At 74.3% G+C, this 23879-nt stretch carries 1 protein-coding gene (running past one end of the window); it reads left to right on the top strand.

Annotated elements, in window-relative coordinates; genetic code table 11:
- Positions 1–23879, top strand: partial view of a type I polyketide synthase gene (locus Aco04nite_RS49315; RefSeq protein WP_244876660.1) — the 3' portion only. It extends 9373 nt beyond the left edge of the window; the window shows 23879 of its 33252 coding nt (coding positions 9374–33252); the start codon falls outside the window, past its left edge; the stop codon is at positions 23877–23879.

Genomic DNA, 23879 nt, shown 5'->3' with positions numbered 1-23879 from the left:
GCCGGATCTCGTACTCGTTCGGTCTCGAGGGCCCTGCGGTCACGGTGGATACGGCGTGTTCGTCGTCGCTGGTCGCCTTGCACCTCGCCGCGCAGGCGTTGCGGTCCGGCGAGTGCGACCTGGCGCTCGCCGGTGGTGTGGCGGTTATTTCGACGCCGGGTATCTTCACCGAGTTCAGTCGTCAGCGTGGCTTGGCGGCGGACGGTCGGATCAAGGCGTTCGCTGCTGCCGCTGATGGCACGGGCTGGGGTGAGGGTGTCGGCCTGCTGCTGGTCGAGCGGCTGTCGGATGCCCAGCGCAACAACCATGAAATTCTTGCCGTGGTACGCGGTAGCGCAGTCAACCAGGACGGCGCCTCGAACGGTCTGACCGCGCCGAACGGGCCTTCCCAGCAGCGCGTCATCCGGCAGGCCCTCGCCGCCGCGGACCTGTCGGCCGCCGACGTCGACGTGGTGGAAGCCCACGGAACCGGCACCACGCTGGGTGACCCGATCGAGGCCGAGGCGTTGCTCGCCACGTACGGTCGCGATCGTGCCGGTGACCCGCTGTGGCTGGGGTCGGTCAAGTCGAACATCGGCCACACCCAGGCCGCGTCCGGCGTCGCGGGCGTCATCAAGATGGTGATGGCGATGCGGCACGGTGAACTGCCCCGCACGCTGCACGTCGATGCGCCGACACCCCACGTCGACTGGTCGATGGGCGCGGTCGAGCTGCTCACGGAACCGCGTACCTGGCACGCAGGCGACCGGATCCGGCGCGCCGGTGTGTCGTCGTTCGGGATGAGCGGCACCAACGCCCACGTCATCATCGAAGAGCCGCCGGTACCCGTCCGTGTGCCGGAGCCGGAGCCGCCGGTCACCGGAACCGTGCTGTGGCCGCTGTCCGGTGGCACCGCCGAGGCACTGCACGCGCAGGCCGCCCGGCTCGCGACCCTCGACCCCGCCGCCGGAAGCACCCTCGCCGTCGGTCGCGCCCTCGCGCACGACCGTGCCCCGCTCGCGCACCGCGCCGCCGTACTCGCCACCGGCCACGACGAGGCCGCCGCGACGCTCGCCCGGCTGGCAGCGGGCGACACCGACGCCCCCGGCCTGCTCACCGGCGTCGCCGCGGGCTCCGGCACCGGCGAGGTCGTCCTGGTCTTCCCCGGCCAGGGCAGCCAGTGGGCCGGCATGGCCGCCGACCTGCTCGACACCGACCCCGTCTTCGCCGCCCGCATCGCCGAGTGCGAGCAGGCCCTCGCCGAGCACGTCGACTGGCGTGTCTCCGAGGTGCTGCGTGGCACCGACGCGCTCTGGCTGGAGCGCGACGACGTGCTGCAGCCGGTGCTCTGGGCGGTCATGGTCTCGCTCGCCGAGGTGTGGCGCTCCCTCGGCGTCGCCGTCGCGGCCGTCGTCGGGCACTCCCAGGGCGAGATCGCCGCGGCCGTGGTCGCCGGTGCGCTCAGCCTCGCCGACGCCGCCCGGCTGATGGTGGTGCGCTCCCGCATCCTGCGTACGCTCGCCGACCTCGGTGGCATGCTGCTCGTCGGCATCGGCGCCGAGCGTCTCGACGACCTGCTCGACGGCATCGTCGGCGTCGGCCTGGCAGCCGTCAACGGCCCCGGCCTGACCGTCGTCTCCGGCGACGAGGACGGGCTCACCGTGGTCGGCGCGCGCTGCGCCGAGCAGGGCCTGTGGTCACGCCGGGTCCCGATCGAGTACGCCTCCCACTCCGCGCACGTCGACCGCATCCACGACGAGCTCGTGGCGGCACTGGCCGGGATCAGCCCGCAGCCGGGCCACACCCCGTTCTACTCCACGGTCACCGGCGGCCGCGTCGACACCGCGACGCTGGACGAGGAGTACTGGTTCGCCAACGCGCGGCGGCCCGTGCTGTTCGACGATGTCATCCGGCAGCTGGTCGCCGACGGCTGCACCACGTTCGTCGAGTGCAGCCCGCACCCCGTGCTCACCGGCGGCGTGGCCGACCGGACCGGGCCCACCGGCGGCACGGTCACCGGCACGCTGCGCCGCGACCGCTCCGGCCGCGACGAGCTGCTGAGCGCCGCTGCCCGCATCTGGACCGCCGGCGCCCGTCTCGACTGGGACGCGCTGCTCGGCACGGCTCCTTCCGAACGGGTCACGCGGGCCACCCTGCCGACGTACGCGTTCCAGCGCCGCCGCTACTGGCCGCTCCCGGGCGGCGGCACCGGCGACCTCACCTCCGCGGGCCTGGCCCCGGCCGCCCACCCCCTGCTCGCCGCCGCTGTGTGGCTCGCCGACGGCGACGGGCTGGTCCTCACCGGCCGGATCGGCACCGGCAGCCACCCGTGGGTGGCCGACCACCGGATCATGGGCCGGGTCCTGCTGCCCGGCACCGCCTTCGTCGAGCTGGCCCTGCACGCCGGCCGGTTCGTCGGCGCGGTCACGTTGCGCGACCTGACCATCGAGGCGCCGCTCGTGCTGCCCGAGACCGGGGGAGTGCAGCTACAGGTACGCCTCGGCGCGCCCGACGTCGCCGGGGACCGCCCGGTCCGCGTCTCCTCCCGCCCCGGCCCCGACGACGAGTGGACCGGTCACGCCGACGGCCTGCTCAGCCACGCCCCGGCCGCCACACCGCGCGACCTGGCCACCTGGCCGCCGCCGGACGCCGAACCCGTTGCCGTCGAAGGCCTCTACGAGAGCAGTGCCGGCACCGGGTACGAGTACGGCCCGGTCTTCCAGGGTCTGCGACAGGCCTGGCGGCTCGGCACCGATGTCTACGCCGAGGTGGCCCTGCCCGCCTCCGCCCGCGAGGACGCCGCCCGCTTCGGTCTGCACCCCGCCCTGCTCGACGCCGCCCTGCACGCCGTCGGTCTCGGCAGCTTCGTCAGCGGCGACGGTGTGTGGCTACCGTTCTCGTGGAACGGCGCCGCCCTGCACGCCGGTGGGGCCGCGTCCCTGCGCGCCCGGCTCAGCCCGGCCGGCACCGACACGATCGCGCTGCACCTGGCCGACGGCACCGGCGCGCCCGTCGCCACGGTCACCGGCCTCACCATGCGGCCGCTGGCCGACAACCGCCCCGGCGACGACGCCGGCCCGGTCCGCGACTCACTGTTCACCGTGGACTGGCAGGCTGTTGCGCTTGCGGCCACCGCCGACGTCCCGGATGCCGTGGTGCTGCGGGACGCCGGACACGCTCGCGCGCTGGGCGCCGTACACCTCGACGACCTGCCGGACACCGACGTGCCCGCGCTGGTCGTCCTGCCGATCACCGGCGGCACCCCGCAGGAGGGTACGGAACTCGCGCTCGACGTCGCCCAGCGCTGGCTCGCGGCGGACCACTCCGCATCCAGGCTCGTCGTGCTCACCCGCGGCGCCTGCGCGGTGGACGGCCCGGCCGAGGACCTGACCGGCGCCGCGGTGTGGGGTCTGCTGCGCTCGGCCCAGACCGAGAACCCGGGCCGGATCGTGCTCGTCGACATCGACGGCACCGAGGCGTCGACATCCGCCGTGCTCGCCGCCGCGGAGCTCGGTGAACCACAGATCGCCCTGCGCGACGGCATCGCCCGGGCGCCCCGCCTGGTCCGGGCGACTGCCGGGCCCGTCGAGACCCGCCCGCTCGACCCCGCCGGTACGGTCCTCATCACCGGCGGCACCGGCCAGCTCGGCGCGCTGTTCGCCGAGCACGTCGTCCGGGCGTACGGCGTACGCAGCCTGCTGCTCACCAGCCGGCAGGGTCTCGCCGCCCCCGGCGCCACCGACCTCGCCGCCCGCCTGGCCGCGCTCGGCGCCGACGTCACGATCGAGGCCTGCGACATCACCGACCGGGCCGCGCTCACCGGGCTGCTCGACGGCGTCGACCTGACCGGCGTGCTGCACTGCGCCGGCGTGCTCGACGACGGCGTGTTCGGCGCGCTCACCCCGCACCGACTGGCCACGGTGTGGGCACCCAAGGCTGCCGCCGCGCAGCTGCTCGACGAGCTGACCGCCGGCCGTGACCTCGCCTGGTTCGTGGTGTTCTCGTCGGTGGCGGCCACGCTCGGCTCCGCCGGGCAGGGCAACTACGCCGCCGCGAACGCGTACCTGGACGGGCTCATGTCGCAGCGCCACGCCCGTGGCGCCGCCGGGCTGGCCCTCGCCTGGGGCCTGTGGGACCAGCAGGCCGGCATGACCGCCCAGCTCGCCGGGCGCGACGTGGCCCGGGCCACCCAGGCCGGCGGCGCGCTCACCGCCGACCTCGGCCTCGCCCTGTTCGACCGGGCGCTGCTCATGGACGCCGCGCAGCTCGTGCCGGCCCGGGTCGACGTCCGCGCGCTGCGGGTCAGGGCGGCCACCGAGGAGCTGCCGGCCCTGCTGCGCGCGCTCGCTCCCGCACCGCTGCGTCGCGCCGGCACCGGCGGCGCCGAGGCCGCCGGGCTCGTCCGCAGCCTCGCCGGCCGCACCGCCGCCGACCAGCAGCGGATGCTGATCGACCTGGTGGCGACCGCCGCCGCCGGGACACTGGGCCACGCCTCCACCGCCGAGATCGGACCCGGCCAGGCGTTCAAGGACCTGGGCTTCGACTCGCTGACGTCCGTCGAGCTGCGGAACCGGCTCAACGCCGCCACGGGGCTGCGGCTGCCCGCCACGCTCGTGTTCGACTACCCGACACCGGAGGCGCTGGCCGCGTACCTGCGTGGTGAGCTCGCCGGTGTGGCCGAGACCGCCGCCGCACAGCCCGCCCGCGCCCGCCGCTCCACCACCGACGACCAGATCGCCATCGTCGGCATGGGATGCAGGTTCCCCGGCGGGGTCCGCAACCCCGCCGACCTGTGGCGCCTGCTCGACGGCGGGGTCGATGCGATCACCGAGTTCCCGTCCGACCGCGGGTGGGACCTCGGTGACGGCAGCATCTCGTACGCGCAGGCCGGTGGTTTCGTCTACGACGCCATCGACTTCGACGCCGCCTTCTTCGGGATCTCGCCGCGCGAGGCGCTCGCCATGGACCCGCAGCAGCGGCTGCTGCTGGAGACCGCCTGGGAGACGTTCGAGGACGCGGGCATCGACCCCGTCGCGCTGCGCGGCAGCCGCACCGGCGTGTTCATCGGCGCGGCCACCTCCAACTACGGCATGGGCAAACAGGTCGCCGACGGCGTCGAGGGATTCCTGCTCACCGGCTCCGCCACCAGCGTCGCGTCCGGGCGGCTCTCGTACGCATTCGGCCTCGAAGGCCCCGCCGTCACCGTGGACACCGCGTGCTCGTCGTCGCTCGTCGCCCTGCACTGGGCCGCGCAGGCCCTGCAGACCGGCGACTGCGACCTCGCCCTCATCGGCGGCGTCACCGTCATCAACGGCCCGGAGGTATTCGCCGAGTTCAGCCGTCAGGACGGGCTCTCGTCCGACGGCCGTTGCAAAGCATTCGGGGGTACGGCCGACGGTACGGGCTGGGCCGAAGGAGCCGGCCTGCTGCTCGTCGAGCGCCTCTCCGACGCCCGCCGCAACGGTCACGAGGTACTGGCCGTGGTCCGCGGCAGCGCGATCAACCAGGACGGCGCCTCCAACGGGCTGACCGCCCCGAACGGCCCCTCGCAGCAACGCGTCATCCGGCAGGCGCTCGCCTCCGCCGGGCTCACGACCGGCGACATCGACCTGCTGGAGGCGCACGGGACCGGGACCCGGCTCGGCGACCCGATCGAGGCGCAGGCCCTGCTCGCGACGTACGGTCAGGACCGCCCGTCCGGCAGCCCGCTCTGGCTCGGCTCGGTCAAGTCCAACATCGGCCACACCCAGGCCGCCGCCGGTGCCGCCGGCCTGATCAAGGCTGTGCTCGCCCTGCGGCACGCCATGATGCCGGCGACACTGCACGTGGACGAGCCGTCGCCACACGTCGACTGGTCGGCGGGCGCGGTGTCGCTGCTGAGCGAGGCCCGGCCGTTCCCGGAGGCCGGCCGTCCGCGGCGGGCCGCGGTGTCGTCGTTCGGCATCAGCGGCACCAACGCGCACGTGATCCTCGAGGAGGTCGCCACGCCTGCGGTTGCCGCACCGCAGCCGGTTGCGGCGCCGTTGCCGTGGCTGCTGTCCGCGCGTACCGCTGAGGCGCTCACCGCCCAGGCCGTCGCCCTGAACGATCTGATCGAGAACCGCCCCGACGTGCCTGCCGGCGACATCGGATGGTCGCTGGCATCGACCCGGGCGACGCTGGAGCACCGCGCGGTGGTGTCCGGGGCCGAGGGGCTGCGCGCGTTGATCGCCGGTGAGCCGGGCGCGCTGTCCGGCATGGCGGTGCGCGGCCGGATGGCGATGCTGTTCACGGGCCAGGGGTCTCAGACGCCGGACATGGCCGCGGATCTGTACGAGCGGTTCCCGGTGTTCGCCGCCGCCTATGACGAGGTGGCTTCGCGGCACGAGGTTGTCGCTGATGAGCGTGTTCACGAGACGCAGCACACGCAGATCGCTTTGTTCGCGTTCGAGGTGGCGTTGTTCCGCTTGTACGAGAGCTGGGGGATCGTTCCGGACTTCCTGCTGGGTCATTCGATCGGTGAGCTTGCCGCCGCGCATGTGGCGGGTGTGTTCGATCTCGACGATGCGATCAGGCTGGTGTCTGCTCGTGGTCGTTTGATGCAGGCGCTTCCTGCGGGTGGTGGCATGTTGGCGATCGAGGCTTCCGAGGCGGATGTTCGGTCGATCGTCGGCGACACACTGGATGTTGCGGCGGTGAACGGTCCGACGTCCGTGGTCGTGTCTGGTTCCGTCGCGGCGATCGAGGCGCTGAGGACGGATAGGCGGACGAAGCGGCTGCGGGTGTCGCATGCGTTCCATTCGCGGTTGATGGAGCCGATGCTCGACGAGTTCCGGGCGGTCGCGGAAACGGTCAGCTACGCGGAGCCGTCGATTCCGTTGGTGATGGACGGTTGGGATGCGGCGTACTGGGTGCGGCAGGTGCGGGAGGCTGTCCGGTTCGCTGACGGCATCGCTCAGCTGAGTTCGCAGGGGGTGACGCGGTTCCTGGAGGTCGGGCCGTCGGGTGTGCTGGCCGGGATGGCCGCCCATTGCGTGGACGGCGATGCTGTTGTCGTTCGCGGTGACCGGCCGCTCGATGCGGTCTCGCGGCTGCACGTCGTCGGTGTGCCGGTGGACTGGCCCGCGATCCACCGCGGGGCCGGGCGCCGTACCCCGCTGCCCACGTACGCGTTCCAGCGCCGTCGGTACTGGCCGGAACCGATCAACTGGCTGCCGGTCACCGCGGCCGGCAGCGAGACCCGGTTCTGGCAGGTCGTCGAGCAGGGCGACCTCGCCGAGCTGGCCGCCGCGCTGCGCATCGACGACCACGAGGAACTCCGGGCCGTCCTGCCCGCGCTGTCCTCGTGGCGCCGCCGCTCCACCGAGGACCAGGCCGCCGACGCGTGGCGCTACCGCATCGACTGGGCGCCCCTCGCCCCGCTGCCCGCCACCCGCCTCCACGGCACCTGGCTGCTCGTCACCCCGGCAACCGCCGACGCCACCTCTGCCGACCTGGCCGAGGCACTGCGGCGGGCCGGCGCGACCGTTGTCATGGTCGCCGTGCCGGCTGGTGCCGACCGTGACGCGGTGCGGTTGCTGCTCGACGAGGCGGAGCCGGGCGATCCGGCCGGTGTTGTCAGCCTGCTCGGGCTGTCCGAGGAACCCGCTGCCGGGCATACCGCGCTCACCGAGGGGCTGCGGGCGTCTGTTGCCCTGCTCCAGGCGCTTGTCGGCGGCACTCGGCGTACACCTGTCCATTGGGTGACGCGCGGTGCCGTCCGGGCGAGCCGGTCGGACCGGCTGACCTCGCCGGTGCAGGCGATGGTGTGGGGTTTCGCCCGGGCTGCCGCGCAGGAGGAGCCCGGTACGTGGGGTGGCCTGATCGATCTGCCCGCCACGCTCGACGCCCGGGCCGCGGGCCGGTTCGCCGCCGTGCTGGCGCAGGACGCGGGTGACCGGGCCGGAGAGGACCAGGTCGCGATCCGGGCGTCCGGTGTGTTCGGCCGTCGCCTGCACCGCGCGGCGCCCGTCACCGGGGAAGCCTGGACCGCCCCGACCGGCACGGTGCTCGTGACCGGCGGTACGGGAGCGCTGGGTGCCCAGGTCGCCCGGTGGCTGGCCGGGGCCGGGGTGCCGCACCTGGTGCTGGTCAGCCGGCGCGGTCCGGCTGCGCCCGGTGCGGACGATCTGGTCGCGGAGCTGACCGCGGCGGGAACCCGGGTGACGGTTGCCGCGTGTGACGTCACCGACCGTGACGCGCTGGCCGGGGTGCTCGCCGCCGTCCCGGAGGATCTGCCGCTGACCGGTGTCGTGCACACCGCGGGCGTGCTCGACGACGGGACCGTGCCGACGCTGACCGATGAGCGGTTCGAGGCGGTGCTGGCCGGGAAGTCACTGGCCGCCGCCCACCTCGACGAGCTCACGGCCGGCCTGGAGCTTGCGTTCTTCGTGCTGTTCTCGTCGATCGCCGGCATCCTCGGCAGCGCCGGGCAGACGAACTACGCGGCGGCCAACGCGTACCTGGATGCGCTCGCCCTCAGCCGTCACGACCGGGGACTGCCCGCGACGTCGGTGGCCTGGGGACCGTGGGCGGACGCGGGTATGGCCGTCGACGACGCCGTCACCCAGCGGATGCGCCGGGGTGGGATGCCGCCGATGCCGGCCGGTCCCGCGCTGGCCGCGCTGCGTCGCGCCCTGGCGGCGCCGGACCCGGTCACCGTCATCGTCGACGTGGACCCGGCGGTGCTGACGCGTACGGGCCCGAGCGCACTGCTCACCGACCTGCTGCCCGCCGCGCCGGCCGCCCCCGCCGCGCCCACCGGCCCCGCCGGGGGACCGGACCTGCGCAGCCGGCTCGCGTCCCGCCCGGCCCCGGCCCGGCTGCGCCTGCTCACCGAGCTCGTCCGCGGGCACGCCGCCGCGGTCCTCGGGCACGACGGCGCCACCGCGGTCGGTGCCGACGTGGCGTTCCGCGACCTGGGGGTCGACTCGCTGCTCGCGGTCGAGCTGCGCAACGTGCTGGATGCGGCCACCGGTCTGCGGCTGCCCGCCTCGCTGATCTTCGACCATCCGACGCCGCTGGCCCTGGCCGCATTCCTGCTGGGCGAGCTGTCCGGCGACGCGGGCCCGGTCGCCGCCGTCGTGGCGCCGTCGCGGGTGGACGGCGACGAGATCGTGATCGTCGGTATGGCGTGCCGCTTCCCCGGCGGTGTCGAGTCGCCCGAGGATCTGTGGCAGCTCGTGCTCTCCGGCGGCGACGGCGTCTCCGCGTTCCCCGCCGATCGCGGCTGGTACGTTCCCGACGATCCCACGTACGCACCCGTCGGCGGCTTCGTCCACTCGGCCGGGCAGTTCGACGCGGGCCTGTTCGGGATCTCGCCGCGCGAGGCGCTGGCCATGGACCCGCAGCAGCGGCTGCTGCTGGAGACGTCGTGGGAGACGCTGGAGCGCTCCGGCGTCGACCCGCGCTCGCTGCGTGGCCGCCCGGTCGGCGTCTTCGTGGGCGCCACGAACTCCGGGTACGGCGTCGGCGGCGTGCTGCCCGAGGGCACCGAGGGGCACATGCTCACCGGCAGCTCCACGAGCGTCATCTCGGGCCGGGTGTCGTACGCGTTCGGCTTCGAGGGTCCTGCCGTCACCATCGACACCGCGTGCTCGTCGTCGCTGGTCGCGCTGCACCTGGCCGCGCAGGCCCTGCGTGCCGGGGAATGTGAGCTGGCGCTCGCGGGCGGGGTCACCGTGGTGGCCGGTCCCGAGCTGTTCAGCGAGTTCGCCCGCCAGGACGGCCTGGCCGGGGACGGACACTGCAAGTCGTACGCGGACGCCGCCGACGGCACCGGCTGGGCGGAGGGTGTCGGTCTGCTCCTGGTCGAGCGGATGTCGGACGCCCGCCGCAACGGCCACGAGGTCCTCGCGGTCGTCCGGGGCAGCGCGGTCAACCAGGACGGCGCCTCCAACGGTCTCACCGCCCCGAACGGCCCCTCGCAGCAGCGCGTCATCCGGCAGGCCCTGGCCACCGCCGGGCTGAGCGCCGCGGACGTGGATGTCGTGGAAGGCCACGGCACCGGCACCCGGCTCGGTGACCCGATCGAGGCGCAGGCGCTGCTGGCGACGTACGGCCAGGAGCGCACCCGGCCCCTGTGGCTGGGCTCGGTCAAGTCGAACATCGGTCACACCCAGGCCGCGGCGGGCGCGGCGGGCCTGATCAAAATGATCATGGCGATGCGGTACGGCGTCCTCCCACCCACCATCAACGTCGACGAGCCGTCCCGCCAGGTCGACTGGTCCACGGGCGCCGTGCAGCTGCTGACCACCGCCCGGACGTGGGACAGCACCGTACGCCGCGCGGGCATCTCGTCCTTCGGCATCAGCGGGACGAACGCCCACACGATCATCGAGCAGCCGCCGGCCCTCGACGACCCGGAGCCGCTCGCCGCACCCGCTGACAGCCCGACGGCGTGGCTGGTGTCCGGCCGCTCAGCGCAGGCGTTGCGCGGGCAGGCAGCCCGGTTGCGCGCGGTGGACGAGCCGGACGTGGCCGCGGTCGCCGCCGCCCTGGCCCGCACCCGCGCGACCCTGGAACACCGGGCCGTGGTCATCGCCGCGCAGCCCGCCGGCTTCCGGGCGGCTCTGGACGCCCTGGCGCAGGACCGCCCGGCAACCGGGGTCGTCTCCGGCGTCGCCGCCCCCGGCGGCCTGGCAATGCTGTTCACCGGCCAGGGGTCCCAGACGCCAGGCATGGCCGCTGATCTGTACGAGCGGTTCCCGGTGTTCGCCGACGCCTATGACGAGGTTGCTTCGCGGCACGAGGTCGTTGCCGATGAGCGTGTTCACGAGACGCAGCACACGCAGATCGCTCTGTTCGCGTTCGAGGTGGCGTTGTTCCGGCTGTACGAGAGCTGGGGCATCACGCCCGATTACCTGCTTGGTCATTCGATCGGTGAGCTTGCCGCCGCCCACGTGGCGGGTGTGTTCGATCTGGATGATGCGATCACACTGGTGTCCGCTCGTGGTCGTCTGATGCAGGCGCTTCCTGCGGGTGGCGCGATGTTGGCGATCGAGGCTTCCGAGGCGGATGTTCGTTCGATCATCGGCGATGATCTCGATGTTGCCGCGGTGAACGGTCCGACCTCCGTGGTGGTGTCCGGTCCGGTCGCGGCGGTTGATGCTTTGATCACGGATAAGCGGACAAAACGTCTGCAGGTGTCGCACGCGTTCCATTCGCGGTTGATGGAGCCGATGCTCGACGATTTCCGTGCGGTCGCGGAGACGATCGAGTACGCGCAGCCGTCGATTTCGCTCGTCATGGGCGGGTGGGATGCGGATTACTGGGTGCGGCAGGTGCGTGAGGCTGTTCGTTTCGCCGACGGCATCGCACAGCTGAGTGCGCAGGGGGTGACGCGGTTCCTGGAGGTCGGACCGTCGGGTGTGCTCGCCGGCATGGCGGCCTCCTGCGTGGACGGCGACGACGTCGTCGTGCGCGGTGACCGTCCGCTCGAGGCCGCGGCGAAGCTGCACGTGGCCGGTGTCGGCGTGGACTGGACGGCCGTGCTGCCCGCCGGGCACCGGGTCGAGCTGCCGACGTACGCGTTCCAGCGCGACCACTACTGGATCGAACCGGCCTGGCGCACCGCCACGGACACGGTCACCACCACCGGCGGCGCGGGAGCGGCCGAGGACACGTTCTGGGCGGCCATCGACCGCGACGACACCGACGCCGTGGCCCGCACCCTGCACGTCACCGACGGCTCCACGCTCAGCGACCTGCTCCCCGCGATGGCCGCCTGGCGCCGCCGCGAACGCGACCGCAACGTGCTCGACTCGTGGCAGTACCGGGTCACCTGGGCGCCGCTCACCGGCCTGCCCACGGCGGCGCTGACCGGTACGTGGCTGCTCGTCACCCCGGCGGGCGTCGAGGACGACGACGTGGCCGCCGCGCTGACCCGTCACGGTGCCGACGTGCGCCGGGTGGTTCTCGCGGGCGCGGACCACGACCGGGAGCACCTCACCGGAACGCTGCGGGCGGCGGCTTCGGGCGTACAACCGGCTGGTGTCGTGTCCTTGACCGCCCACGCAGCAGGCGGTGAGCCCGCTCTGCCCGCCGGCACCGCCCTCACCGCGACCCTCATCCAGGCGCTCGGCGACGCCGGCCTCGACGCCCCGCTCTGGTGCCTCACCAGCGGCGCGACCGGTGTGTCCGAGAGTGATCCGATCCGGGAGCCCGGCCAGGCGCAGGTCTGGGGCCTGGGCCGGGTCGCCGCGCTCGAACTGCCCGGCCGCTGGGGTGGCCTCGCCGACCTGCCCGAGCTGCTCGACACCCGCTCGGGCGACCGCCTCGCCGCGGTCCTGAGCCAGCGCAACGACGTCGAGGACCAGGTCGCCATCCGCGCGGCCGGCGTGTTCGGGCGGCGCCTGGAACGGGCCGCGGGGGACGCCGGCACCGGCTTCACCACCCCTGACGGCACGGTCCTTGTCACCGGCGGCACCGGCGGCCTGGGGGCGCACGTCGCCCGCTGGCTCGCCACCGAGGGTGTTCCGCATCTGCTGCTCGTCTCCCGGCGCGGCGCCGGCGCACCGGGCGCGGGGGAGCTGGCCGACGAGCTCGTCGCGCTGGGCGCCCGGGTCACCCTGGCAGCCTGCGACGTCGCCGACCGGGACGCGCTGGCCGGGCTGCTCGCGGAGCTGCCCGAAGGCGAGCCGCTGCGGGGCGTCGTGCATGCCGCCGGCACGCTCGACGACGGCATTCTCACGGCGCTGACCCCGGAGCGGTTCGAGGGCGTGCTGCGGGCCAAGGCGCTCGCCGCGCTGCACCTGGACGAGCTCACCGCCGGCCTCGACCTGCCGCTGTTCCTGCTGTTCTCGTCCGTCGCGGGCACCATCGGCAGCGCCGGGCAGGCGAACTACGGCGCCGCCAACGCCTACCTCGACGCGCTCGCCCGCCGGCGCCGCAGCCGGGGCCAGGCCGCCACGTCGGTCGCCTGGGGCCCGTGGGCCGGTCCGGGCATGACCACCGACGATGCGGTGGCCCGCCGGCTGCGACGCGGTGGCCTGCCGCCGCTCGACCCGGCGCTCGCGCTCGCCGCGCTGCGCCGCGTGCTCGGCCGCACCGAGCCGAACCCGGTGCTGGTGGACGTCGACTGGCCGGTGCTGACCGCGGGGCTCGCCGCCGCGCGGCCCACCCGGCTGCTCGCCGCGCTGCCCGAGGCACAGGTCACCGCCGCCCCGGCCCAGCCGGACCTGCGACGTCGCCTCGCCGGGCTGGACGCCGCGGCCGCCCGCACGCTGCTGCTCGACCTGGTCCGCGCGCACACCGCAGGGGTGCTGGGCCACCGCTCCGAGTCCGATGTGGAACCGGGACGCGCGTTCCGCGACCTGGGTATCGACTCGCTGACCGCGGTCGAGCTGCGCAACGTGCTCGACACCGCGACCGGGCTGCGGCTACCCGCCACGCTCGTGTTCGACTTCCCCACACCGCTGGCCGTGGCGGACCTCCTGCGCGACGAACTGCTCGGCGCCGCCGCGGCCGTGCCCGCCGGGCCGGTCACCGCCACCTCCACCGACGAGCCGATCGCGATCGTGGCGATGGCCTGCCGCTACCCGGGCGGCGTACGCAGCCCCGAGGAGCTGTGGGACTTCGTGCTCGGCGGCGGCGACGGCATCGGCACGTTCCCCGAGGACCGCGGCTGGGCCACCGCGAGCACCGGCTACGAGCGGCTCGGCGGCTTCGTGTACGACGCCGGCGACTTCGACCCCGAGCTGTTCGGCATCTCGCCGCGCGAGGCCCTCGCCATGGACCCGCAGCAGCGGTTGCTGCTCGAGGCGAGCTGGGAGACGTTCGAGCGGGCACACCTGGACCCCCGTGGGCTGGCCGGCACCGACACCGGCGTGTTCGTCGGCACGAACAGCCAGGACTACCTGGCGCTGCTGGTCGGAGGTGCCGAGGACGCCGAGGGGTACGCGGTGACCGGTGCGGCGGCCGCGGTGCTGTCCGGCCGGCTGGCGTACACCTACGGCCTGGAGGGCCCGGCGGTCACCGTCGACACCGCGTGCTCGTCGTCGCTGGTGGCTCTGCACCTCGCCGCGCAGTCACTGCGGGCGGGGGAGTGCTCGCTGGCCCTGGCCGGTGGTGTCACGATCATGAGTACGCCCGGAGCGTTCGCGGAGTTCGGCAAGCAGGACGGGCTCGCCGCCGACGGGCGCTGCAAGGCGTTCTCGGCCGACGCGGACGGCACGGGCTGGGGCGAGGGCGTCGGCGTCCTGCTGCTGGAGCGGCTCTCCGACGCGCGCCGCAACGGCCACGAGGTGCTCGCGGTCGTCCGCGGCAGCGCTGTCAACCAGGACGGCGCCTCCAACGGCCTCACCGCCCCGAACGGTCCCTCGCAACAGCGCGTGATCCGGCAGGCGCTCGCGTCGGCGGGCCTGAAACCCGCCGATGTGGACGTCGTCGAAGCGCATGGAACCGGCACCCGGCTCGGTGACCCGATCGAGGCGCAGGCGCTGCTGGCCACGTACGGTCAGGATCGGGACCGGCCGTTGTGGCTCGGGTCGGTCAAGTCGAACATCGGGCACACGCAGGCCGCGTCCGGTGTCGCGGGCATCATCAAGATGGTCATGGCGCTGCGTCACGCCACGATTCCCGCGACGCTGAACGCCGCCGAGCCGACCCCGCACGTCGACTGGTCGGCGGGCGCCGTCTCGCTGCTCACGCAGGCCCAGCCGTGGGAGCGCGGCGAGCGTACGCGCCGCTTCGGCGTCTCGTCCTTCGGGCTCAGCGGCACCAACGCGCACATCGTCATCGAGGAACCGCCCGCCGCCGCCCCGGCCCGTGCCGAGGGTTCCGGCCCGGCGGTCTGGCTCCTGCACGCCAGGACGCTGCCCGCTCTGCGTGATCAGGCCGAGCGGCTTTCCGCGTACGCGCTGAGCGCCGGCACCACCCTCGACCCGCACGCCGTGTCCCGGGCCCTGGCCGGTCGCGCCGTGCTGGACCACCGCGCGGTCGTGGTGGGCACCGACGCCGGGTCCTTCGCCACCGCCCTCGCGGATGTCGGCACCGGCCCCGCGGTCCCGGGCGGCCCCGACGGCGTCGTGCTGGTCTTCCCCGGCCAGGGTGGCCAGTGGGCCGGTATGGCCGCTGACCTGCTCGACTCCGACGCGGTGTTCGCCGAGCGGATCCGCGAGTGCGAGGCGGCGCTCGCCGGTCTGGTCGGCTGGTCGGTCAGCGACGTGCTGCGTGGCAGCGACGCGAGCTGGCTGCACCGCGACGACATGCTGCAGCCGATCCTCTGGGCGGTCACGGTGTCGCTCGCGGAGGTGTGGCTGTCGCTGGGCATCCGCGTCGCCGCCGTGGTCGGCCACTCGCAGGGCGAGATCGCCGCCGCCGTCGTCGCGGGCGGCCTGAGCCTGCAGGACGCCGCGCGGATGATGGTCGCCCGCTCACGGATCCTGCGCACGCTCGGCGGGCTCGGCGGCATGCAGCTCGTCGGCGCGGGCGCCGGACGCACCGAGCGGCTGATCGCGGATCTCGACGGGATCGGTGTCGCCGCGTACAACGGGCCCGGCCTGACGGTCGTCTCGGGTGACGAGACCGGGCTCGCCGCGGTCGCCGAGCGCTGTGCGGCCGAGGGACTGTGGACCCGCCGGGTGCCGATCGAGTACGCCTCCCACTCCCACCACGTCGAGCTGGTCCGCGCGGACCTGCTGGACACACTGGCCGGTCTGGAACCGCGCTCCTCGCAGGTGCCGTTCCACTCGACCGTCACCGGCGCCGCATTCGACACCGCCGGTCTCGACGCCGCCTACTGGTACGAGAACGCGCGCCGGCCGGTCCGTTTCGACGAGGTCGTCACCGCCCTGGTCGCCGCCGGGCACACCACGTTCGTGGAGGTCAGCCCGAACCCGGTGCTCGCCGCCGGGCTGCAGGACCGCGCCGAGCCCGCCGGCGGCACGGTTACCGGCACGCTGACCCGCGACCAGGACGGCCGGACCGCGCTGCTGCGCGCCGCCGGACGGATCTGGGCCGCCGGTGCGACCGTCGACTGGGGCTCCGTGCTGACCACGGCGGGTCCGCTCGCCGACCCGCCCACGTACGCGTTCCAGCACCGCCGTTTCTGGCCGCGCCCCGGCGCGCTCACCGGCGACCCCGCCTCCGCGGGCCAGGCAGCCGCGGGTCACCCGCTGCTCGCCGCGGCGGTGCACCTCGCCGACGGCGACGGGCTCGTGCTGACCGGCCGCCTCTCGGTGGCCACCCACGGCTGGCTCGCCGACCACACCATCATGGAACGGGTGCTGCTGCCCGGCACCGGCTTCGTCGAGCTGGCCCTGCACGCGGGGCAGCACGCCGGCGCCGCGGTGCTGCGCGAGCTGACCATCGAGGCCCCGCTGGTCATCCCGGAGAACGGCGGCGTCCAGCTGCAGGTCCGGGTCGGCGCCCCGGACGGCTCCGGCGACCGGCCGGTGCGGATCTCGTCGCGTACGGCCGAGGACGACGTCTGGACCAGCCACGCCGCCGGCTTCCTCGGCACCGGTGCCCCCGCCCCCGCCTTCGACCTCGCGGCCTGGCCGCCGGCCGGTGGTGAGCCGGTCGACCTCGACGGCTACTACACGCGCAGCATCGACGCCGGTTACCGCTACGGCCCGGTCTTCCAGGGCCTGCGCCGCGCCTGGCGCCTCGGTGACGACGTGTACGCCGAGGTCGCGCTCGGCGACCCCGCCCAGGGCGACGCCGACCGCTACGGCCTGCACCCCGCCCTGCTCGACGCCGCCCTGCACGCCAGCGGCCTGGGCCGGTTCGTCGAGCCCGGTGGCGTCTGGCTGCCGTTCTCGTGGACCGGCATGCAGCTCAGCTCGGTCGGCGCCGCCGCCGCCCGGGTGCGCCTGACTCCCGCCGGCCCGGACGCTGTCCGCGTCGAGGTGGCCGACGGCACGGGCGCCCCGATCGCGCTGGTGGACAGCCTCGTGCTGCGCCCGGTCGCGGCGACCCAGCTCGCCACCGCCGGCGACGCCGCTGCCCGTGACGCGCTGTTCGCCGTCGAATGGCAGGCCGTCCCGGCACCGGAGAACCCCGCGACGACCAGGGCTGTGGTGCTCGGCGACACCGCGCTCGCCGCCCGCCTCGGCGTGCCGTCCATCGAGGACCTGGCCGAGCTCGGCCAGGCGGCGCCGGACCACGTGCTGCTGCGGTTGCCCGCCACGGAGCCCGTCCAGGTCGCGTTGCGCCAGGTGGGCGCGCTGCTCGACATGGCCGGCGACGCGCGGATCGTCGTGCTGACCAGCGGCGCGGTCCCGGCCGGCACACCGGTGAGCGACCCGGACGCCGCGGCGGCCCGGGGGCTGCTGCGCTCCGCACAGAGCGAGAACCCGGACCGGATCGTGCTCGTCGACGTCGACGACGCGTCCTGGGACGTGCTGCTCGCCGCGGTGGCGGGGGACGAGCCCCAACTGGCGTTGCGCGGCGGCGAGCTGTTCGCGCCGCGGCTGGTCCGCGCCCGGGACGCGCTGACGCTGCCGGACGGCACCGATGCGTACCGGCTCGACACGGTCGCGGGCGGCACCCTGGACGACCTGAGCTTCGTCCCGGCGCCCGAGGCCCTCGCCCCGCTGGCACCCGGCCACGTCCGGCTGCAGGTCCGGGCCGCGGGCATCAACTTCCGCGACGTCATGGTGGCGCTGGGCATGTACCCGGAGCCCGGTGTGATGGGCGCCGAGGGAGCCGGCGTGGTGGTCGAGGTGGCGCCCGACGTCACCGCCCTGGCCGTCGGCGACCGGGTGTTCGGCCTGCTGTCCGGCGGCTTCGGCCCGCTCGCGGTCACCGACGCCCGGGTGCTCGCGAAGATGCCGCAGCGGTGGACGTTCGCCGAGGCCGCATCGGTGCCGATGGTGTTCCTGACCGCCTGGTACGCACTGCGCGACCTGAGCGAGCTCGCCGAAGGCGAACGCGTGCTGATCCACGCCGCGACCGGTGGCGTCGGCATGGCCGCCGTCCAGCTCGCGCAGCTCTGGGGCGCCGAGGTCTTCGGCACCGCCGGCCCGGCCAAGTGGGCGACGCTGCGCGGGTCCGGCCTCGACGACGAGCACATCGCGTCGTCTCGTGACCTGGCCTTCGCCGACACGTTCCCGCAGGTCGACGTCGTGCTCAACGCGCTCGCCGGTGACTACGTCGACGCGTCGCTGGGTCTGCTGCGAGCCGGTGGCCGGTTCGCCGAGATGGGCAAGACCGATGTCCGCGACCCCGAACCGCTGCTGCCCGTCCGCTACCGGGCGTTCGACCTGTCCGAGGCCGGTCCGCAGCGGATCGGGGAGATGCTGGGCGAGCTCGTGGCGCTGTTCGAGACCGGGGCGCTGACCCTGTCGCCGGTGCGGGCGTGGGACCTGCGCGACGCCGCCGACGCGTTCCGGCACATCGGGCAGGCACGGCACGTGGGCAAGAACGTGTTCACGCTGCCCGCGCCGGTGGACCCGGACGGCACGGTGCTGATCACCGGTGGCACGGGCATGCTGGGCGCGCTGTTCGCCGAGCACGTCGTCCGCGCGTACGGTGTGCGTGATCTGCTTCTGGTCTCCCGCCGCGGTGGTGGGGACGAGCTCGTGAGCAGGCTCGCCGATCTGGGCGCGACGGCCCGGGTGGCCGCCGTGGACGTGAGCGACCGGGCGGCGCTGGAGCGGCTGCTCGACGGCGTGCGCCTGACCGGTGTCATCCACTGCGCCGGTGTCCTCGACGACGGCGTGTTCGCGACGATGACGCCCGAGCGGGTGGCGACGACGTGGGAGCCGAAGGCCGCCGCGGCCCGGCATCTGCACGAGCTGACCCGGGACATGGACCTCGCGTGGTTCGTCGCGTTCTCCTCGGCGGCGGCGACGTTCGGGTCACCGGGGCAGGCGAACTATGCGGCCGCCAACGCGTACCTGGACGGCCTGGCGTCGTTGCGGCAGGCCGCGGGTCTGCCGGCGCTGTCGCTGGGCTGGGGCCTGTGGGCCGACGACTCCGGGATGGCGGGTTCGCTGGGTGCGCGTGACGTGGCGCGGATCGGTGGCAGCCTGTCGCACGAGTTCGGACTCAGCCTCTTCGACCGGGCGCTGCGCGGGCCGCAGAGCCACCTCGTACCCATCACGCTCACTCTGCGACCCGGCGGCGACACCGGATCCGTGCCGCCGCTGTTCCGGGCCCTCGCCCGGCCGTCCCGCCGGCGCGCGCTGCCCGCCGCGGCGACCGGTCTGGCCGGCGAGATCACCGCGCTGCCCGCGGCGGACCGCCGCCGGGTGCTGCTCGACGTCGTGACCTCCGGTGCGGCTGCCGTGCTCGGGCACGCCTCCGGGGACGCCGTCGGCGCGGACAAGGCGTTCAAGGACCTCGGCTTCGACTCGCTGACCTCCGTCGAGCTGCGCAACCGGCTCAACGCCGCGACCGGCCTGCGGCTGCCCGCCACGCTGGTGTTCGACTACCCGACGCCCGCCGAGCTCGCGGACTTCCTGCTCACCGAGCTGGTCGGCGCCGCCGAGCCGGCAGCGCGGCAGGTCACCCGCGTCACCACCACCGACGACGAGATCGTGATCGTCGGCATGGGGTGCCGCTTCCCGGGCGGCGTCCAGTCGCCGGAGGACCTGTGGCAGCTCGTGCTCGACGGCGGGGACGCGATGGTGGCGTTCCCCGACGACCGCGGCTGGCACGTGCCGCCGGACTCGGCGTTCGCGCCGGTCGGCGGGTTCATCCCCGAGGCGTCGCGGTTCGACGCCGGCCTGTTCGGGATCTCGCCGCGCGAGGCCCTGGCGATGGACCCGCAGCAGCGGATGCTGCTGGAGGTGTCGTGGGAGACGTTCGAGCGGGCGGGCGTGGACCCGAGGTCGCTGCGCGGGCGCCCGGTGGGCGTGTTCGTCGGCGCCTCCAACTCCGGGTACGGCCTGAACAGCGAGCTGGCCACCGAGGCCGCGGGACACCTGCTCACGGGTACGGCGAACAGCGTGATCTCGGGCCGGGTGGCGTACACGTTCGGCCTGGAGGGCCCGGCCGTCACCGTCGACACCGCGTGCTCGTCCTCGCTGGTGGCGTTGCACTGGGCGGTGCAGGCCCTGCGCAACGGCGACTGCGAGATGGCGCTGGTGGGTGGCGTCACGGTCATCACCGGCCCGGAGGTGTTCGCCGAGTTCGCGCGGCAGGACGGGCTGGCCACCGACGGCCGGTGCAAGGCCTATGCCAGTGCCGCGGACGGTACGGGCTGGGCCGAGGGCGCCGGTCTCCTCCTGGTCGAGCGCATGTCCGACGCCCGCCGCAACGGTCACCAGGTCCTGGCGGTCGTCCGGGGCAGCGCGGTCAACCAGGACGGCGCGTCCAACGGCCTCACCGCCCCGAACGGCCCCTCGCAGCAACGCGTCATCCGGCAGGCCCTCGCCTCGGCGGGCCTCAGCACGTCCGATGTGGATGCGGTGGAGGGACACGGCACCGGCACCCGGCTCGGCGACCCGATCGAGGCGCAGGCACTCCTGGCCACCTACGGTCAGGAGCGTGACCGGCCGCTGTGGCTCGGCTCGGTGAAGTCGAACATCGGTCACACGCAGGCCGCCGCGGGTGTCGCCGGTGTCATCAAGATGGTCATGGCGATGCGGCACGGCGTGCTGCCGTCGACGTTGCACGTGGACAAGCCGACCGATCAGGTGGACTGGTCCACCGGTGCGGTGCAGTTGCTGACGTCCTCCCGGTCGTGGGACAGCGAGGTCCGCCGGGCGGGCGTCTCGTCGTTCGGCATCAGCGGGACGAACGCGCACACGATCCTCGAACAGGCACCCGCCGGTGACGAGCCGGCTGCGGCCGGCCCGATGCAGGACGGTCCGGTGCAGGACGGTCCGACGGCGTGGTTGTTGTCCGGGCGATCCGCACAGGCTTTGCGGGGACAGGCCGGGCGGTTGAGCACCGTGGCGGAACCGGATGTCGCCGCCGTGGCGGCGGCGCTGGCCGGGACACGGGCGAGCCTGGAGCATCGGGCCGTCGTCATCGCCGACGACCCGGCCGGGTTCGCCGCCGGTCTGGAAGCCGTCGCTGCCGGCCGCCGTTCGGGCGAGGTGCTGACCGGTGTCTCCGGCCCCGGCCGCCTGGCCATGCTGTTCACCGGCCAGGGCTCGCAGCAGCCGGGAATGGCCGACGAGCTCTACCGGCGTCACCCGGTGTTCGCCGAGGCCTACGACGCGGTGGCTTCGCGGCACGAGGTTGTCGCTGATGAGCGGATCCACGAGACCCGGCACACCCAGATCGCCCTGTTCGCGTACGAGGTGGCGTTGTTCCGCCTCTACGAGAGCTGGGGCGTCGTCCCGGACCACCTGCTCGGTCATTCGATCGGTGAGTTCGCCGCCGCGCACGTGGCCGGTGTGTTCGATCTCGACGATGCGATCAGGTTGGTGTCCGCTCGTGGTCGTCTGATGCAGGCGCTTCCTGCGGGTGGTGCCATGCTGGCGATCGAAGCTTCCGAGGCGGATGTTCGTTCGATCATCGGCGACACGCTGGATGTTGCTGCGGTGAACGGTCCGACGTCGGTGGTGGTGTCCGGCTCGGTCGAGGCGATCGAAGCTTTGACCACGGATAGGCGGACAAAACGCCTGCAGGTGTCGCACGCTTTCCACTCGCGGTTGATGGAGCCCATGCTCGACGAGTTCCGGGCCGTCGCGGCGACAATCACTTACGGACAACCGCGGATCCCGTTGGTGATGGACGGGTGGGACGCGGACTACTGGGTGCGTCAGGTTCGCGAGGCGGTGCGGTTCGCCGACGGCATCGCGCAGCTCGCGGAGCGCGGGGTGACCCGGTTCCTGGAGGTCGGTCCGTCGGGGGTGCTCGCCGGGATGGCGGCCACCTGCGTGGACGACGAGGCCGTCGTCGTGCGGGGGGACCGGCCGCTGGAGGCTGTGGCGAAACTGCACGTCGTCGGGGTCACGGTCGACTGGGCAGCCGTGCTCCCGGCCGGGCGCCGGGTGGACCTGCCGACGTACGCGTTCCAGCGCGAGCACTACTGGCCCAGCCCGATCGCCCGCCCGCAGGCCTCCACCGACCCCTGGCGCTACGAGGTCACCTGGACGCCGATCGCCGTACCGCAGATGTCCGTCCTGTCCGGCGCCTGGCTGGTCCTCACCCCCGACGGTGTCGCCCCGGCCGATGTGACCGGTGCCCTGTCCCGCGCCGCGGCCACGGTGATCGAGGTGCCGATCCACGCCGGCGACGACCGCGTGTCGCTCGCGGCCCGGCTGCACGCCGCCGCGACGACACCCGCGGGTACGGCGCCCGCCGGTGTGCTCTCGGTGCTCGACAGCCCGGCCGCCATGCTGACGGCGCTGCAGGCCCTGGACGACGCCGGGCTCGACGTACCGCTGTGGTGCCTCACCCGCGGCGCCGTCGGCGTCCAGCCCGGTGAGGCCCCGGCCGTCCCGGACCGCGCGCAGATCTGGGGTCTCGGCCGCGTCGCCGCGCTCGAGTACCCGAGGCGCTGGGGCGGGCTGATCGACGTACCGGAGAAACTGACCGACGCCGACGGTGCGCGGGTGACCGCCGTGCTCGCCGCCCCGGGCGGCGAGGACCAGATCGTGGTCCGGCCCGACACCGTGCTGGCCCGGCGCCTGCGCCACGCCGGACCCGCCACGGCGGACAAGCCGTGGGCGCCCACCGGCACCGTCCTGATCACCGGCGGCACCGGCGCGCTCGGCGCGGCTGCCGCCCGCTGGGTCGCCGGCCGTGGCGCACCGCACCTGCTGCTGGTCAGCCGGGGTGGTGCGGGGGCGCCCGGCGTGGCGGACCTGGTCGCGGAGCTGGAGACAACGGGCTCACGGGTGACCGTGGCGGCCTGCGACGTCACCGATCGGGACGCGCTGGCCGGACTGCTCACGACGATCCCCGCCGAACTGCCGCTGACCGCGGTCCTGCACGCGGCCGGCACCGGCGACACCGGGCCGATCGCGACGCTGACCGCGCAGGCCTACGACCGCACCGTACGGGCCAAGGTGGACGGCGCGGCGCACCTGGACGCGCTGACCGCGGACCTGCCGCTCGACGCGTTCGTGGTGTTCTCGTCGGTCGCGGGTGTGTGGGGCAGCGGTGGGCAGGGCGCCTACGCGGCCGCCAACGCGTACCTCGACGCCCTCGTGCACCGGCGGCGCGCGACCGGCCGTCCGGGCACCGCGGTGGCGTGGGGCCCGTGGGCCGGGTCCGGCATGGCCGCCGATCCCGAGGTGGCGGGCTACCTGCGCGAGCGGGGCCTGAACCCGCTCGACGCGGGCCTCGCGGTCACCGCCCTGGCCGCGGCGGTGGACGGCGGCGACCTGTGCCTCACGGTGGCGGACATGAGCTGGCCGCGCTTCGTCGCCACGTTCACCGCGGGCCGGGCCAGCCGGTTCTTCGCCGACCTGCCCGAGCTGCGGGCCGACCCGGCCCCGGACGAGAGTGCCGCCGGCAACGCCCGGGAGGCTCAGGCGCGGCTCACCGCGCTCAGCGGCCCGGACCGCAGGGCGGCCCTGATCGAGATCGTCCGGACCCAGGCGGCGCTCGTGCTCGGCCACCCGGACACGTCCGGTATCGAGACCGGGCTGGCGTTCCGCGACCTCGGGTTCGACTCGCTGACCGCGGTCGAGCTGCGCACCGCGCTGACCCGGGAGACCGGGCTGCGCCTGGACGCGGCGCTCGTCTTCGACTACCCGACCGTCAGCGAGCTTGCCGGGCACCTCGACGAGCAGCTCCGCGGTGAGGATCCGGCCGCCGCGGACCCGCTCGGCGACCTGAGCCGGCTGGAGGCCGCGCTGAGTGACGGGGTGGACGACTCCGTGCGTACGGCCGCGGTGGGCCGGCTCCGGCAGCTGCTCGCGACGCTCACCGAAACACCCGCCGCCCCGGGAGAGGACGTGGCCGGCAAGCTGGCCGGCGCCTCGGCCGAGGAGCTGGCACGGTTCATCGACCAGGAGATGGGGTTGGCATGA

This window comes from Winogradskya consettensis (genome assembly GCF_018332715.1).
Taxonomy (GTDB): Bacteria; Actinomycetota; Actinomycetes; order Mycobacteriales; family Micromonosporaceae; genus Actinoplanes; species Actinoplanes consettensis.
Note: the sequence above shows the minus strand (reverse complement) of the source record. Positions and strands in the feature narration are given on the sequence as shown.